This window comes from Methylobacterium komagatae, assembly GCF_042661665.1.
Lineage (GTDB): Bacteria > Pseudomonadota > Alphaproteobacteria > Rhizobiales > Beijerinckiaceae > Methylobacterium > Methylobacterium komagatae.
The window spans coordinates 3,095,752-3,111,960 of sequence record NZ_JBHSWN010000001.1 but is presented as its reverse complement, the minus strand read 5'-3'; the positions used below and the strand labels follow the sequence as shown (position 1 = coordinate 3,111,960).

Below are 16,209 nucleotides of genomic sequence, written 5' to 3'. Positions count from 1 at the left end.
GGTTCACGCCGCGTCGCGCTGGTCCGAGCCGGCGAGATGCGGCGTGGCGGCCAAACGCTTCTTTAGAGTCTCGGCGAGGCGAAGCGCCATCGCGACGACGGTCAGCGTCGGGTTGGCCTGGCTCGAAGTCGGGAAGGTCGATGCGCCCGCGATGTAGAGGTTCGACACGCCATGCACCCGGCAGGTCGTGTCCACCACGCCGCTCGCCGGCGTCGCGCTCATCCGCGTCGTCCCGATATGGTGGCCACCATAAGCGCCGTCGCGCAGCATGTGGTGGCCGACCGACGCGCGGTCGTAGGTGAGGCGGCCCCGTCCCCACCGGGCGAGGTCGGCCGCGAACAGGTTTAGGGCGACCTCCGCCGTACGGATGTCGGTGGGCGAGTGGCGCCACGCGATGGCGAGGCGCGGCATGCCGAAGGCATCGGTCTCGGAGCCCAGCGTAATGCGGCTCTCGCGGTTCGGCACCTGCTCGCCGTGGAAGTCGATGCTGAAGCGGTTGTCGCGCGTCGGGACGATCACTGACGGGAACTTCCGCGCGGCCAGCGTCCGGTAGCGAAGCCAGCGCCACATGAAGGCCGAGGTCGCCAGCGGATCGCGCGCCACGTTCAGGGCGTGGCGCAGCCACATCCCCTCCCCGCCCCGGTTCTTCAGGCGCTTGCCGTGCTCGTGCCCGACGAAGGGCTTGGCCAGATAGAGCACCGAGAGCGGGCCACTGCCGTGGCTCGGATCGGGGATGGCCGGGAAGTGCAAACGCATCAGCCCGTTGGCGATCCCGTTCGCCTCTTGCGCGGCGGGCGTGAGGGCGAGGCGGCGGCGGCAATAGCTGCCGTCATCGGCCTGCTCATACCCCGCCTGTACGTCGCCCGGCCCGACATCGAGCCGCAGATCACCGATCGTGCCCGCGATGTGGCACATGTAGAAGCGGCCCACGAGCCCCGAGGCGTTGCCGAGCCCATCGGCGTGCCGGTCGCGGGAGGCGAGGAGGAGGCGCGGGATTTCGAGGCCCCCGGTCGCGAGCACAACCTGCTGTGCCTCGACCCAGAATTGCTTCCCCCCGAGGGCACGCACCGACAGGCCGCGCACCCGTCCCCCGTCCGCTTCCGTCAGAAGTTCCGTGACGTTGGCGCCGAGGATCACCTCGATATTTCGGCTCGCATGCAGCTTGTGACTGTAGCGGGCGCCGAAATTCGTCGGGCAAGAGAAGCGCTCGATGCGATCCGTATCGAAATTCTCGGTCGTGAAGCCACGGATCAGCGGGCGCATGCCCCCGGCTTCACGTTCTCAGCCGAGAAGACGTAATCGCCCGCCTCGCAGAGCGTCATCGCGGCCGGATAGTGTTTTGCCACATCCTCATAGGAGATCGGCCAGCCGCTCTCAGCGATCCACGGCCGCCGGTCGAAATCGATCGGATCGTAGGGCAGGCAGCGACCGCTCCACACCGTCGTGGTGCCGCCGAAGCGGCGCTCACGGTAGCGGTCGGGCGGGCTATGCAACTCGGGCTCATCGACCGTGCCGGCATAGAGCGACTGCGCTTCCGGGAGTTTCTGGGCTTCGCCGCCTTCGAGCAGCAAAACGCGCAAGCCCGAATCGGCAAATTGAAGCGCGAGCGTGATCCCCGCCGCTCCGGCGCCGACGATGCACAGATCGGCGCTGAGGATTTGCCCGTCCTCGACTGTCGCCACGTGCCTGATCAAATCATCGCCTCCCCGAGCGAGGCGCCGAATAATCGGGATACAACCTCTACTAGAAACTAGAACAAGCCGCAGCAGCGTTCAATGCTCGATAGAGGTCATCCACCGCTCGATCGTCCTCTCGATTGTCGGCGAGCTTGAGACATCGTGCCGAGGGTCGTCCGGGATTCTCGGAGATCTACGTAAATTGATCGGATTGTGTCGGTTAAAACGAGCGGGGCAAGCCGAGGATATGTTCGGCGACGTAGGAGAGGATCAGGTTCGTGGAGATCGGCGCGACCTGATAGAGCCGCGTCTCACGGAACTTGCGCTCGACATCGTATTCGGCGGCAAAACCGAATCCGCCATGGAACTGGATGCAGGCATTGGCCGCCTCCCAGGACGCCTTGGCAGCGAGGTATTTGGCCATGTTCGCCTGAGCGCCGCAGGGCTCCCCTGCATCGTAGAGGCGGCACGCCTCGTAGCGCATCAGGTTCGCGGCCTCGATCTCGATAAAGCTCTCGGCGATGGGGAATTGTACGCCCTGATTCTGGCCGATGGGACGGCCGAACACCATGCGATCCTTGGTGTAGGCCGTGACCTTGTCGATGAACCAGTACCCGTCGCCGATGCATTCGGCGGCGATCAGCGCCCGCTCGGCATTGAGCCCGGTCATGATGTACTTGAAGCCCTGCCCCTCCTCGCCGATCAGGTTCTCGGCCGGGATCTCGAGATCGTCGAAGAACAGTTCGTTGGTCTCATGGTTGACCATGTTGAGGATCGGCCGCACCGTCAGGCCCTTCTTCACCGCTTCGTGCAGATCCACGATGAAGATCGACATGCCCTCTGATTTCTTCTTCACCTGATCGAGCGGCGTGGTCCGCGCGAGCAGAATCATCAGATCAGAATGCTGTACGCGGGAGATCCAGACCTTTTGGCCGTTGATGACGTAGCGGTCGCCCTTGCGCACCGCCATGGTCTTGATCTTCGTCGTGTCGGTGCCCGCCGTCGGCTCGGTCACGCCCATGGATTGCAGGCGCAACTCGCCTGCCGCAATGCGTGGCAGGTAGTACCGGCGCTGCTCCTCGGAGCCGTGCCGGACCAGGGTGTTCATGTTGTACATCTGTCCGTGGCAGGCGCCGGAATTCCCGCCCGAGCGGTTGATCTCCTCCATGATGACGGAGGCTTCAGTGAGCCCGAGCCCGGAGCCGCCATAGGCTTCGGGGATGAGCGCGGCCATCCAGCCCGCCTTGGTCAGCGCGTCAACGAACGCTTCGGGGTAGCCGCGCGCCTCATCGATCCGGCGGTGGTACTCGGCGGGAAAGTCCGCGCAGAGCGCCTTCACCGCATCGCGGATTTCGCCATGGCTGCCGTGATCGATCGTCTGCATCGCGTGTCCCCCCTTCGTCCAGATAGGACCGGGAGGGCGTCCCGCCAGCAAACCCGGCGGGACGCCGCAGGCCTCATCCCTTCTTGACGTTCCAGAACACCGGGACGCCATTGAGGACGCCGGTAATGTTGGGCTTGAACGACGTCTGCACGAAGTACTGGCCGAGTGGCAGGTAGGGCAGATCCACGAAGGCCTGCTTTTGGATCTCGGCGGCGACCGCCTTCTGCCCAGCGACGTCGGGCGCATCGAGCCATTTCACCCGCAGGGCTTCGATGCCCTCGCTGGTCGGCCAGCCGATGGCGGCGTTCGCGCCGTTGCCGCGCAGGAAGGAACTCACCGCCGGATTGGCTTGATCGAGCCCCGCCCAGAAGGTGCAGAACACGTTCCAGCCACCCTGCGAGATCGGCTCCTTCTTGGCTCGCCGCTGCACGACGGTGCCCCAGTCCATCACCTGATAATCGACGTTGAAGCCGGCCCGCGAGAGGGTGTCGGCGGCGACGTCGGCGAGCGCCTTGAGGGTCGGGAAGTCGGAGGCGCCCATCAGGACGATCTTCTCGCCCTTGTAGCCCGCGGCCGCGAGTTCCTTCTTGGCCGCCTCGAAGTCGCGCTTCGAGGTCAGCGCGCCCAGGCCGACATCGCTCGCCATCGGCAGCTTCGGGCAGAAGAAGCCGACCGGCGCGTGCATCAGCTTGGGGTCGGTGCCCGTCACCGCCTGCATGAAATCACTTTGGTCGATGACCTTCAGGAGCACTTGGCGGATCGCCGGATTGTCGAAGGGCGGCAGCAACTGATTCATCCGCAGGGTGCCGATGAGCCCGGTTGGATCTTTGATCGTCGTGGTCAGGCCGCGCAGGGTCGGCACGAGGTCGGCCGGGGGCTGCTCCCACCAATCCATCTCGCCCGTCTGCATGGCGGAGGCGGCGGTGGCCTGATCCGGGATCACCGTCCATTCCACCCGGTCGACGTAGGCGCGCTTGGGGCCGGAGGTCCATTGCGGCTCGCCGCCCTCGCGCGGGACGTAATCCGCAAACTTCTCGTAGACGACGCGGGCGCCGACGATGCGCTCATCGGCCTTGAATCGGAACGGTCCGCTGCCGACCATCTCCGTCACCTGCGTGAAGGCATCGGTCTTGGCCAGCCGCTCGGGCATGATCGCGCAGATCTGCGAGCCGACCTTGCCCAGCGCATCCGGCAGCAGCACGAAGGGCTTCTTCAGCCGGAACTGGATGGTGGTGTCGTCGGGCGCGGAGAGTTCGTCCGTGTAGCTCATGAGCGTCTGGCCCATGGCGTCGCGCTTGCCCCAGCGGGCGATGCTCGCCACGCAGTCGCGGGCGAGGACCGGCGTGCCGTCGTGGAATTTCAGGCCCGGCCGCAGGGTGATCTTCCAGGTCTTGCCGTCGTCCTCCGTCACGTGGCCCGCCGCCATCTGCGGCTGCGCGCGGTAGCTCGCATCGAGGCCGTAAAGCGTATCGAAGATGGCCAGCCCGTGGTTGCGGGTGACGTAAGCGGTCGTCCAGATCGGATCGAGCACCGTCAGGTCGGCCTGCGGGATGAACTTGAGCACCCGCGAGTTGGAGCCCTGCGCCAAGGCAGGGGCAGCCAGCACAGAGCCGGACGCGGCCATGAAACGTCGTCTGTTCAGCACGATCACTCGCTCCATCAAGGAAGACGCGTGAGCGTAGCATGGGCCGGGCCATTGGCACCGTCCGCGCGCCGAAGCCGAAGCGCATTGCCCCGCCGTTGTCTCGCGGCTTCACGCGATGCGACACCGGTCCTGGCGTCGGCACGCGGGCGGCCCCTTGCGAGGCCAAGGAAACTTGTCCATTTCCGGTCGAGCGAACAGCCATGGGCCAAGCATGGCTCACGCTGTCGTTCCACCGGCAGAGACATCGGGTCAGGCATGATCGAGCGGGGCGAAGCGGCCGACGAGGCATGGACGCTCGCGAGCTTCAGCGACACGATCCATCGCGGCGGGGTCGGCCTCTGGGCGTGGTCGCCTTCTCGCCGCCTCGCGCGGCTCGACAGCCTGTGCCGGGAGTTCTGGGGCACCGACGAAACGGTCATCGGCATCGACGAACTCTTCGCCCGCGTGAACCTCGAGGACCGGCTCGGCATGGTCCAGGATTGGGAGGCCAGCGCCACCGATCCAAACCCCTACAGCTTCGATTTTCGTGTCGGCCATGGGCCGGAGGCCCGCTGGATTTCGGCCCGGGGCGTCGGCGGCGAGGCGGGCCGGGTCGGCGAATGGCTCCAGGCCATCTTCATGGACGTGACCGAGCACAAGCGCGCCGAGGAAGCCGAGCGCTTGCTCACCGCCGAGCTGGCGCACCGGGTGTCGAACATGTTCAGCGTCGCCCGCGCGCTGACGTCGATCGTCTCACGCGAAGCGAATTCGACCTCGAGCTTCGCCGACGACCTCGCCCGCCGCTTCGGCGTGCTTCACGAAGCGACGACCCTCGCGACGCGCTCGCGCAGGCTCGACCAGGGCCACGTGCGGCTTGAAGATCTCGCACAGCGGATCCTCGCTCCCTACCTGCAGGGCGACAACATCGCCGTCGCCATCGCGAGCGACGTCACGGTCGATTCGGACAAGACCAACGACTACGCGATGATCTTCCACGAGCTCGCCACCAACTCCGCGAAGTACGGCGCACTTTCGGGTGGCGGCGCAGTTCGACTCGATGGCAGCGTGTCGGGCGACACCCTGCGGCTGACATGGAGCGAGGGCAGCGCCGCGCCGGATGCCGTGAAGGCCGAGGGGACGGGTTTCGGCTCACGCCTGCTCAAGCAAACGATCGAGCGGAGCCTGCGCGGCAGCTTCCAGCGCACCATCGACGGCGATGGGCTGCATTTCGAGATGACGGTCCCGCTGAAATAGGCGGCTCGACCTGTCCATCCGCGCCACAACCGGTGCGAATGCATCATTGCGTCCATCGCCCGAGCCGCTATCTCCGCGCGCCCATCCACAATTCGGAGAAATCGGGATGAGTATCCTCCGCACGGCTGGCTTGCGCGCCGCCCTCACCGGCCTCACCCTGACTGGTCCGGCCTTCGCCGACGACACCCCCACCACGGCGGGCGCGGTCGACCGGCTGAAGGGTCTCGCCAACGAGGCGGTCGGCAGCGCCAAGCGCGGGGTCGGCAACCTCACGGAAGACGAGGATCTGAAGGCCGAGGGCCGGGCGCAGAAGCTCCGGGGTCAAGCCCAGCAGGAGCGAGGCAAGGTCAAGGACACGATCGAGAACGCCATCGACAAGTAAGGCGAGCAGCCCCGGCCGGATCGGCCGGGGCTTTTACGCTCAGTTGGCCCGCGAGACCTCGACGAGGTTGTCCGAGAAGGACGGCGCGTGGCCCATATCGGTGAAGGCGGAAGACGAGATGCTGTTCACCGTGCCCTCGTTGAGCTGGCGCCAATAGCCCAGTGTGGCAACCACGATGCCGGCCTTCACGTCGTCCGTGATCCGCGCGACGCCCTTGAAGGCGCCTCGCCCGTTGGCGACCTGCACACGATCCCCGTCCACGATGCCGCGCGCTTGTGCATCCTCGGCGCTGATCATCACGAACTGCTCACCCTGCCCCTTCTGCTTGTCCTCCATGTTCGCGTAGCAGGAGTTCAGGAAGTAGTGGCTCTTCGGCGAGACGATGTTGAGCGGATAGCGCTTGGCGAGTACGGGATCGGCCGTGTGCGACTCGCGGGCGCCGACGTAATCCGGCAGCGGGTCCAGCGCCTCGCCGGGCTGGAAGCCCTCATACATCTGCCGGAAGGGCGGGGCGACGAAGTTCGTGGCGCCTTCGACCTTGAGCATGCACTTGCCGGTGGGCGTCGGGAAGTTGCCCTCCCTGTGCGGCGCCCGGTCGTCCGGCGTGCCGACCTTGAGGCGGGCGAAGCCGTGCTCGCGCATGTAAGCGAGGTCGATGCCTTCGCAGGCGGGCGACGACCAATCGACGTAATGCTCAAGGCACTCGGCGTCGGTCCACTTGAAGTTCTCTTCCTCGAAGCCGAGCCGAGCCGCGAGTTGCCGGAAGATGTCGTTGTTGGGAATCGCCTCGCCCGGCGCGTCCGCGCATTTCGTGTTGTAGGTCAGGTAGAGGTGACCCCAGGACAGGATCATGTCCTCCATCTCCGCGCCCATCGCCGCCGGCAGCAGGATGTCGGCATAGGAGGCCGTGTCCGAGATGAAGTGCTCGGCCGAGACCATGAACAGGTCTTCGCGCATCAGCCCCTCGACGATCTTGTCGGTTTCGGGAGCCTGCGTGACGGGGTTCGAGTTCCAGCACATCATCGACATGATGGGCGGGTCGAGCTTCATCTCGCCGGTCAGGGCGCGGCCGATCTGAAGGTTCGACACGACGCGGGTGCCTTCTGGAATGAGATCCGGGCGGCACATCACGTCGAACTTGTAGGGGTGCTCCCAGACGGGGAACTGGGTGACGCCGCCGCCGACATGGCGCCACGCGCCGGTCAGCGCCGGGATGCAGGTGACGGCGCGGATCGTCTGCCCGCCGCCGTAATGCCGCTCCAGCGCGACGCCCATGCGGATGCCGACCGGCTGAGCCGTGGCCATCTCGCGGGCGAGCGTGCGGATATCCTCGGCCGAAACGCCGGTAATGCCCGCCGCCCATTCGGGCGTGCGCGGGGCGGCACGCTCCTTCAACTCCTCGAAGCCGACCGTGTAGTTGTCGACGTAGTCCTGATCGACCAATCCCTGTTCGATGATCGAGTTGATCAGCGCCATGGCGAGGGCGCCATCCGTGCCGGGCTTCGGCGCGATGTGCCAGTCGGCTGCCTTCGCAGTGCGCGAGGCGTAGGCGTCGATCACGACGACCTTCGCGCCCTTCTTCTGCGCGTCCTTCACGATGGCCCAGTGGTGCAGGTTCGTGCTGACTGAGTTACAGGCCCAGATGACGATGTATTTGGAGTGGATGTAGCTTTCGGGATCGAGCCCGGCGGTGGGGCCGACTGTGAGGAGCCACGCGGTGCAGGAGCCCTCGCCGCAGAAAGTGCGCTCGGTGACGGTGGCGCCCATGCGGTTGAAGAAGGCATCGCCGCCGTTCAGCCCGTGCACCAGCCCCTGATTGCCCAGGTAGCTGTAGGGCACGATGGCCTGCGGGCCATGACTGTCGATGATCGCCTTCCAGCGCGCAACGATCGTATCCAGCGCCTCATCCCAGGTGATGCGCTCGAACTGCTTCGAGCCCTTCGGGCCGACCCGCTTCATCGGGTAGAGCAGCCGGTCGGGATGGTAATGGCGCTTCTCGTAATCCTTCAACTTCACGCAGAGGCCGCCGCGGGTCATCGGATGGACCGGGTTGCCGCGCACGCTCTTCAGTTCGCCATCCTCGACCTCGAACAGCATTGAGCATGTATCGGGGCAATCATGCGGGCAGGCGCCGAAAAACGTCTTTGTCCGGCCCTCGAGCAGAGCCTCGGGATTGACGATCTCGTTCATGTTTCCTCCGCGTCCGAGCGTTGGGCCTTCTTGTTTTGGCGTGGGCCTGCTCGATGCGCGGAAAGAGTGCACTGAAACTGAAATAACTCCAAATGCGCATGCGCGCCCGATAGGGCACTAGCGCCGCACGAAGTCCGGCAGAAAGTCGCGGTCGGTGAGCGCGGCGGCGAGCATCGCGAAGAGGCCAAGATGCAGCCCGGCTGCCGCGAGCCCGGCATTCTCGAAACACCAAAGCGCGACTGCACCGCCCGCCATCGCGGGTGGAGCGGTGACATAGACGGCGACGCGCCAGGAGGCGGCAGGCCTTGCGATCCGCCAGTAGCTCGCGGCAAAGGCCATCAGCGCGAAGACGCCCTTCATCGCCGCCATGAAGCGGATGACCCGTGCGAGATCGGCGTCCGGAATCGCGGCGGGAGGCCTCAGCGCCGCCGCACCGGCCACGAGAAGCGCCAGCGATGTCAGCCCGACGAGCCAAATTCGCGTGGTGCCAAGTGCGGGGGTGGCTTCGACCGCGAGGTCGCGCCGAAACATCCGCGCATGTCTGTCCGCGAGAGCCATGATTCTCTCCCCGGCGAGAACTGATGACGGAGAATAGTGCGCTCCGTCGGCCAGCCCTGTCCACAGGCTCGCAGAGGCTGGGATTGCCGCACCTGCCCCATTGGCGGAGCCCCGGCCTTCTCATACAGTCATTCACATGACTCTTGCCGCCGTGCCGCAGCCCGACCTCCGTCTTCCGCTGTATCAGCGCCTTCGCGATCAGATCGCCCACCAGATCGCGCGCAATGTCTGGCGCTCGGGCGAGCCGATTCCGACCGAGGCGGAATTGGCGGCGAGCCACGGCGTCGCCGTCGGCACGGTACGGAAGGCGATCGACCTGCTCGTAGCGGATGGCCTCGTCGAGCGTCAGCAGGGGCGCGGGACCTTCGTGCGGCGCCCGCGTTTTGACCGCTCCCTGTTCCGGTTTTTCCGGCATCTGGGGCCGGACGGCACGCAGGCCGTGCCGGAAGGGCGCATCCTCGATCGCAAGGCCCGGCGAGCACCTGCTCATGTCCGCGATGTCCTCGGTCTGGAAGCCAACGCCAAGGCGATCTACCTCTCACGCACCCGGCTGCTCGACGGTCGGCCGATCCTCTCGGAGGAGATCTGGCTTCCGGCAACGCGGTTCGCGCCACTGTTGAGTGTGCCGCTCCCGGAGATCGGCGATCTGCTCTATCCCGCCTATGAGCGCCTCTGTGGCGAGATCGTCGCCCGCGCGGAGGAGACACTGACGGTGGGGGCCGCGCAGGCCAGCGATAGCAACGCGCTCGGCATTCCCGAGGGTGCTCCGGTGGTGGTGATCGACCGCCTCGCCTTCGGGTTCGACAACCGCCCGATCGAGTGGCGCCTCACGCGCGGCGCGGCGACCGACTTCCGGTATCGCGTCGAAATCCGCTGACCTGCCCGGCTGGACTTGACGCGCTCTGCCCTTCGTGTTCATCTATTCATATAAATGACTAGTCCTCTCAAAGGGGACGGAGGAAGCCCTTGTTTAGCTGGTACCGCGTGATCGGTCCGGCTGAGCGCCGCACATTCTGGTCCTGTCTGGGCGGGTGGTCGCTCGACGCGCTGGACGTGCAGCTCTTCAGCCTCGCGATCCCCGCCCTTATCGCGACCTTCGGCCTGAGCCGCACGGATGCCGGATTGATCGGTGCCGTCACCCTGGTGTCGGCGGCGGTCGGTGGGTGGATCGGCGGCGTGCTCGCGGACCGGGCCGGGCGTGTCCAGGCGCTACAGGTCACCATCCTGTGGTTCGCGATCTTCACCTTCCTCGCAGCCTTCGCTCAAAGCTTTTCCCAACTACTCGTCCTCAAGGCTCTTCAAGGGCTTGGCTTCGGCGCCGAATGGGCGGCGGGTGCTGTTCTGATGGCCGAAGCGATCCGGCCCGAGCATCGCGGCAAGGCTCTCGGTGCCGTCCAGGGTGGCTGGGCGCTGGGCTGGGGCACGGCTTTGCTGCTCTCGACTGCCGCCTTCTCGGCCCTGAGCCCGGACGCAGCGTGGCGCGTGCTCTTCGCCTGCGGCCTCGCCCCTGCCCTTCTGGTCCTCGTGATCCGCCGAAACGTCCCCGAACCCAACCGGCCGCGAGAGGCTCCTGGCGCAGCCGCCGGACCTCTCGCGATCTTCTCCCCCGCCATGCGCCGAGTGACCTTGGCGGGGACGCTGATGGGCCTTGGCGCCCATGGCGGCTTCCACGCCCTGTTCACGTGGCTTCCGACCTACCTCAACACCGAGCGCGGCGCCTCGGTCCTGGAATCCGGCCTCTACCTTGGAATCATCATCGCGGCCTTCGGGCTCGGATGCCTCGTCGCGGGCGAACTCGTGGATCGGCTCGGAAGGCGGCGGACCGTGGCGCTCTACGCCGCCGCCTGCATGGCCCTGGTGATGCTCTACTTGCTGGTTCCGGTGAACGGCACCGCGCTGCTGTTGCTCGGCGCGCCGCTCGGCTTCTGCACCGCCGGCATCCCGGCGAGCCTCGCCGCCCTGTTCAGCGAACTCTACCCCTCAGGCCTGCGCGGGACAGGAATGGGCTTTTGCTACAATGCGGGACGCCTCGCCTCCGCCCTGCTGCCCCTGACTGTCGGCCTGCTCAGCGAAGTCTGCGGCCTCGGCCCGGCCATCGGGCTGTCCGCTCTGACGGCCTACGGGCTCGTCCTCCTCGCCGTGGCGCTCCTGCCGGACGGCACCCCTCCCCTCCGTACCGGGATGATCCGATGAACCGGCGCACCTTCTGCCGCGATCTGCTGGCGGGCAGTCTCACCCTCGCTCTGCCGCTGAGAAGCTGGGCGGCGGGAAGTGAGCCAGTTCGGATCGACACCCACGCCCACATCTTCACCCGCAACCTGCCTCTTGTGGGCGACCGTCGCTACGCCCCCACCTACGACGCGAGCATTGCCGATTACCTCGCCATGCTCGACCACAACGGCATGACCCACGGCGTGCTGATCCAGCCGAGCTTCCTCGGCACGGACAACAGCTACATGGTCTCGGCCCTGCGCCAGAACCCTAAGCGGTTGCGTGGCATCGCCGTGTTGGCGCCCGAGGCCGACGAAAGCACGATGCGCGACCTCGCCGGGGCGGGTGTCGTGGGCCTGCGCCTCAATCTCATCGGCAAGCCCGATCCGGCCTTCGCGAGCCCGGCTTGGCAGACCCATCTCGCGCGGGTGAAGGCCCTCGGCTGGCAGATCGAGGTCCAGGCCGAGGCGCATCGCCTGCAAACGCTGCTGCCGCCGCTGATCGAGGCGGGCGTGCCTGTCGTGGTCGATCATTTCGGCCGCATCGATCCGAAACAGGGCCTGTCGGATCCCGGCTTCGCGCAACTCCTGTCTTTCGGGCCGGGGGGGCATGTCTGGGTGAAGCTGTCCGGCGCTTACCGGATCGGCAGTGGCGAGGACGGCCAACGTACGGCCCGCGAGGCAGCGGGATGCCTCCGCGCCGCCTTCGGTGCGAAGCGCCTCGTCTGGGGCAGCGACTGGCCGCACACGCAATTCGAGACGAAAGTGAACCCGGCACAGGCGCTGGCCGACCTTTCCACCTGGGTGCCGGACGAGGCCGAGCGGGCCATCGTCCTCGGGCAGACGCCCGCCGCCCTCTTCCGCTTCGACGCCTGACTTGAGGAGACGAACATGGCCCCGACGCCCACGCCCGACGCGGCGTTCGAGAGCCGGACGATGCGCAAGGTCGGCCTGCGCCTCATCCCGTTCCTCGTGCTCTGCTACTTCATCGCCTATGTCGACCGCGTGAATGTCGGCTTCGCGGCGTTGACGATGAACCGCGATCTCGGCCTTTCCACCGCCGCCTTCGGACTCGGCGGCGGCCTGTTCTTCGTGGCCTACGTGCTGTTCGAAGTGCCGAGCAACCTCGCCATGGAACGGGTCGGCGCGCGAATCTGGATTGCGCGGATCATGATCACGTGGGGCCTCGTCGGCATCGGCTCCGCCTTCGTGACAGGGGCGGTAAGCTTCTCGATCGCTCGTTTCCTGCTAGGCGCGGCAGAGGCCGGATTTTTCCCCGGCGTGATCCTCTATCTGACCTATTGGTTCCCCAAGGCCTACCGGGCGCGCATCGTGGCGATGTTCATGGTCGCGATCCCGCTCTCGAGCTTCTTCGGCTCGCCGCTCTCGGCTGCCCTTCTCAAGCTCGACGGGATGGGCGGATTGCGCGGGTGGCAATGGCTCCTGATCATGGAGGCGATCCCGGCGGTTCTGCTCGGCCTCGGCGCTCTCGCCCTGCTCCCCAGCCGCCCGTCGGAAGCGAAGTTCCTCAGCCCCGAGGAGCGGACTTGGCTCTCGACCAAGCTCGATGCCGAGCGCCGGGCCGCCGAGGCCGGATCGGGCCACCAGCCGCATGGCCTCGCCGCCGTCGGCTCCGTGCTGCGGAACGGGCAGGTGTGGTTGCTCGCCGTGATCTATGCGGGCAGTTCGGCCACCAGCAACACCCTGTCCCTGTGGATGCCGCAGATCCTGAAGGGCTTCGGCCTCAGCGAGATGGAGACGGGCCTTCTGAACATGATCCCGTTCGGGATCGCCTCGGTGTTCATGATCGTCTGGGGCCTGCGCGCCGACCGAAGCGGCGAACGTATCTGGAGCACCGCCCTGCCGCTGGCGCTGACCTGCATCAGCTTCGCCCTGACGCTGACGACCGGCTCGCTCGCCTTGACCCTCGTGCTGCTGTCGCTGGTGCTGCTCGGCAATTATGCGATCAAGGGGCCGTTCTTCGCCCTCGCGACGGAGACCTTGCCTCCTGCCCAGACGGCGGCGGGCATCGCGGCGATCAACACCCTGGCGCATCTCGGCACGGGGGCGATCACATCTCTGATCGGCCTTCTGCGTGAGCAGACGGGCAGCTTCCCGGTTGCGCTGCTACCGCTCTGCGCCCTCACCGGCATCGGCTCCGCCCTGGTGTTCTGGATCGGCCATCGCCGCACGAAGACGATGGCCGCCAGCCCCACCGCCTCGGCGGCCTAACCGCCCGATGCAGGCTCGATCTGGATGAGGCGGATGTTGTTGGTGTTGCCCGTGGTGTGGAACGGGATGCCGGCGGCCGTGACGATGATGTCGTGGGGCTTGGCAAACCCCTCGTCCTGCGCGTGACGGCAGGCATCGGCCGTCATCTCCTCGTAGGAGTCGACGTCGCCGGTATGCACAGAGTGGGCACCCCAGAGCAGAGTGAGGCGGCGTGAGGTGTTGAGATCCGGCGTCAGCGCCAGGATCGGCACGGCGGGGCGCTTGCGCGCGACGCGGGCGGCCGTGGTGCCGCTCGCGGTATAGGCGACGATGGCGGCCGCGTGGATCGCCTCCGCCAGCGTCGCGGTCGCCGTCGCGACGGCGTGAGGCGGGGTCTCCTCCTCTCCCGGCTCCGAGGCCGCGATGATCGAGTGGTAGAGCTTGTGCCGCTCCACCGAGCGGATGATGCGGTCCATCATCGCCACCGCCTCGGCGGGATACCGCCCGGCCGCCGACTCGGCCGAGAGCATGACGGCATCGGCGCCGTCATAGATGGCAGTGGCCACGTCCGAGGCCTCGGCGCGGGTCGGCGCGGGGGCATTGACCATGGAATCGAGCATCTGCGTCGCCACCACAACGGGCTTCACCGCGAGGCGGCAGGCGCGGATCAACTCCTTCTGACGGCCGGGCACGTCCTCGTGCGGGATTTCGACGCCGAGATCGCCGCGCGCCACCATCACCGCGTCCGAAAGCCGGATGATGTCGTCGATCCGCTCCAGGGCCTGGGGCTTCTCGACCTTGGTCATGATCCCGGCGCGCTCGCCGATGAGACCGCGCGCCTCGATGACGTCCGAAGGCTTCTGCACGAAGGACAGCGCCACCCAATCGACACCGAGTTCGAGGCCGAAGGCGAGGTCGGCCCGGTCCTTGGGCGTGAGCGGCGACAGGTCGAGCAGCGTGCCCGGCAGGTTCACGCCCTTCCGGTTCGAGATGACGCCCGCTGTGATCACCTCGGCCTCGATGGAATCGGTCTCGATGCCGACCACCCGCACCCGCACGCGGCCGTCATCGATGAGCAGATCCTGCCCGGGAATTACGGCGGCGAAGATCTCGGGATGGCGCAGGGGAATGGTGTCCTTGTCACCCTCGGCCCCGTCGAGGACGAAGCGCACCCGCTCGCCCGCCACGAGGTCGAGCCGCCCGTCGCGCAGGGTGCCGATGCGGATCTTCGGCCCTTGGAGGTCCTGAAGGATGCCGATGGGCCGCCCGACCTCGCGTTCGAGGGCGCGAATGGCCGCATGGACCTTGGCATGGTCGTCATGCGTGCCGTGGCTGAAATTGAGCCGGAACGTATCGACCCCGGCCAGGAACAGGGCCTTCAGCATCTCCGGGGTGTTGCTCGCGGGACCGACGGTGGCGACGATCTTGGCGTAGCGGTGTCGGCGCATGGCTCGCTCGGCCTCGTCTGGCCGCCTCTGGGATCGGGTGCGGGAAACGCGGGGCCAGCGCCCGCGCCGGGGAGGATTCGACCGGGCGATGATGCCACCGCCCGGCGCCTCAGGGAATCCAGCCTGCCCGTTTCAGCGCTCCCGCTCCGTGGAGTGACCCGTCAGGGGCTTGGTGGACCCTCGCCCTTGCCCACGAAGGGGATGCCTTCGATCGGGCATTCCTCCGTCCCCACGCTTTGGCGGGTGATGGCGCGCACGGCATCGCGCGTGGCGTCCGGGTTTTCGATCCAGCGGCGGTAGAACTCGTAAGGGCATTCCGACAGGCCGTGCCGGTTCTCCTTCGAGTTGATCATGCCGGTATAGCCCCGGTGCAGCAGCTTGAAGAGGTGGTTCTCCGATTGGCCGTGGGCGCGAAAATCGCGAATCAGGAACTTCGAGAGGGCGGCATACTGAATGCCCATCTCCTCCTCGCCGCATTCACCGAGCGTTCGCCCATCGAAGCCGATGATCGCCGAGTGGCCGAAATAGGTGTACACGCCGTCGAACCCGGCTGCGTTCGCCACCGCGACATAAGTGTTGTTGGCGAATGCCATCGCCTTCGAGATGACGATCTGCTGTTCCTTGGCCGGATACATGTATCCCTGGCAGCGGATGATGAGCTCGGCGCCGCGCATGGCGCAATCGCGCCAGATCTCGGGATAATTGCCGTCATCGCAGATGATGAGGCTGATCTTCAGGCCCTTCGGCCCGTCCGAGACGTAGGTCCGGTCCCCCGGATACCAGCCCTCGATCGGCGTCCAGGGCATGATCTTCCGGTACTTCTGTACGATCTCGCCCTGATCGTTCATCAGGATCAAGGTGTTGTAGGGGGCCTTGTGCGGGTGCTCCTCGTGGCGCTCGCCGGTGAGGGAGAATACGCCCCAGACCTTCGCCTCGCGGCAGGCGGCGGCGAAGACGTCCGTCTCCGCGCCGGGGATGCTCGAGGCGGTCTCGTACATCTCTGCGGCGTCGTACATGATGCCGTGCGTGGAGTATTCGGGGAAGATCACGAGATCGAGGCCCGGCAGGCCGGCCTTCATGCCGACGATCATTTTGCCGATCGCCTTGGCGTTCTCCAGAACCTCGGCGTGGGTGTGCAACCGCGGCATCTTGTAGTTCACGACGGCCACACCGACGCTGTCCTGGCTGGACGAGATGTCCCCGTGCATCATGGCGTGATCTCCTCTTCCGCGGCGATTGTTCGTCTCTCGGGGGACTTGGTGCGAGCTTTGG

14 protein-coding genes are annotated in these 16,209 nt (G+C 66.6%); 6 read left to right on the top strand and 8 right to left on the bottom strand.

Annotated features, from left to right (window positions below):
• Positions 1-3: 3 nt before the first annotated feature.
• The 4 genes from ACFQE0_RS15455 to ACFQE0_RS15440 form a co-directional block, all read right to left on the bottom strand.
• The gene (locus tag ACFQE0_RS15455; RefSeq protein WP_378971157.1) at positions 4-1,263 is read right to left on the bottom strand and encodes a GMC oxidoreductase; all 1,260 of its coding nucleotides are present in this window, start codon (positions 1,261-1,263) and stop codon (positions 4-6) included.
• On the bottom strand, positions 1,251-1,682 hold the full coding sequence (locus tag ACFQE0_RS15450) for an FAD-binding protein (RefSeq protein WP_378971154.1): 432 nt from the start codon (positions 1,680-1,682) through the stop codon (positions 1,251-1,253). The genes ACFQE0_RS15455 and ACFQE0_RS15450 overlap by 13 nt, the downstream gene beginning before the upstream one ends.
• 214 nt (positions 1,683-1,896) lie before the next feature.
• On the bottom strand, positions 1,897-3,060 hold the full coding sequence (locus ACFQE0_RS15445; RefSeq protein WP_378971152.1) for an acyl-CoA dehydrogenase family protein: 1,164 nt from the start codon (positions 3,058-3,060) through the stop codon (positions 1,897-1,899).
• 73 nt (positions 3,061-3,133) lie between these two features.
• Positions 3,134-4,720: an ABC transporter substrate-binding protein gene (locus tag ACFQE0_RS15440; RefSeq protein WP_378971149.1), complete on the bottom strand. Its 1,587-nt coding sequence runs from the start codon at positions 4,718-4,720 to the stop codon at positions 3,134-3,136.
• A gap of 240 nt (positions 4,721-4,960) precedes the next feature.
• On the opposite strand from ACFQE0_RS15440, the gene ACFQE0_RS15435 reads away from it, so the two are divergent.
• Together ACFQE0_RS15435 and ACFQE0_RS15430 are read left to right on the top strand one after the other, a co-directional pair.
• Entirely contained in the window at positions 4,961-5,938 is a 978-nt protein-coding gene (locus ACFQE0_RS15435) for a sensor histidine kinase (RefSeq protein ID WP_378971147.1), read from the top strand.
• A 106-nt stretch (positions 5,939-6,044) separates the two neighbouring features.
• Positions 6,045-6,320, top strand: coding sequence for a CsbD family protein (locus ACFQE0_RS15430; RefSeq protein ID WP_378971145.1), 276 nt, complete (start codon positions 6,045-6,047; stop codon positions 6,318-6,320).
• A gap of 39 nt (positions 6,321-6,359) precedes the next feature.
• Here ACFQE0_RS15430 and ACFQE0_RS15425 read toward each other — a convergent pair whose 3' ends face one another.
• The gene (locus ACFQE0_RS15425; protein ID WP_378971143.1) at positions 6,360-8,510 is read right to left on the bottom strand and encodes a molybdopterin-containing oxidoreductase family protein; all 2,151 of its coding nucleotides are present in this window, start codon (positions 8,508-8,510) and stop codon (positions 6,360-6,362) included.
• A gap of 117 nt (positions 8,511-8,627) precedes the next feature.
• Positions 8,628-9,068, bottom strand: coding sequence for a hypothetical protein (locus ACFQE0_RS15420; protein ID WP_378971141.1), 441 nt, complete (start codon positions 9,066-9,068; stop codon positions 8,628-8,630).
• A gap of 136 nt (positions 9,069-9,204) precedes the next feature.
• Here ACFQE0_RS15420 and ACFQE0_RS15415 point away from each other — a divergent pair, with 136 nt between their 5' ends.
• From ACFQE0_RS15415 to ACFQE0_RS15400, 4 genes are all read left to right on the top strand, one after another.
• Positions 9,205-9,945 (top strand): GntR family transcriptional regulator, encoded by a 741-nt coding sequence (locus ACFQE0_RS15415; protein WP_378971139.1) that lies wholly within the window; start codon positions 9,205-9,207, stop codon positions 9,943-9,945.
• Between the two features lie 89 nt (positions 9,946-10,034).
• On the top strand, positions 10,035-11,261 hold the full coding sequence (locus ACFQE0_RS15410; RefSeq protein WP_378971137.1) for an MFS transporter: 1,227 nt from the start codon (positions 10,035-10,037) through the stop codon (positions 11,259-11,261).
• Positions 11,258-12,154, top strand: coding sequence for an amidohydrolase family protein (locus ACFQE0_RS15405; protein WP_378971134.1), 897 nt, complete (start codon positions 11,258-11,260; stop codon positions 12,152-12,154). Before ACFQE0_RS15410 ends, ACFQE0_RS15405 begins: the two co-directional genes overlap by 4 nt.
• Before the next feature lie 15 nt (positions 12,155-12,169).
• The gene (locus ACFQE0_RS15400; RefSeq protein WP_378971132.1) at positions 12,170-13,510 is read left to right on the top strand and encodes an MFS transporter; all 1,341 of its coding nucleotides are present in this window, start codon (positions 12,170-12,172) and stop codon (positions 13,508-13,510) included.
• Here the strand turns inward: ACFQE0_RS15400 and pyk are convergent.
• Both pyk and ACFQE0_RS15390 read right to left on the bottom strand, forming a co-directional pair.
• A complete protein-coding gene (gene pyk, locus ACFQE0_RS15395; protein WP_378971130.1) occupies positions 13,507-14,937 on the bottom strand; it encodes a pyruvate kinase in 1,431 nt (476 codons plus the stop codon). The genes ACFQE0_RS15400 and pyk overlap by 4 nt on opposite strands.
• A gap of 161 nt (positions 14,938-15,098) precedes the next feature.
• On the bottom strand, positions 15,099-16,148 hold the full coding sequence (locus ACFQE0_RS15390) for an aliphatic amidase (protein WP_378971128.1): 1,050 nt from the start codon (positions 16,146-16,148) through the stop codon (positions 15,099-15,101).
• Positions 16,149-16,209 lie beyond the last annotated feature (61 nt).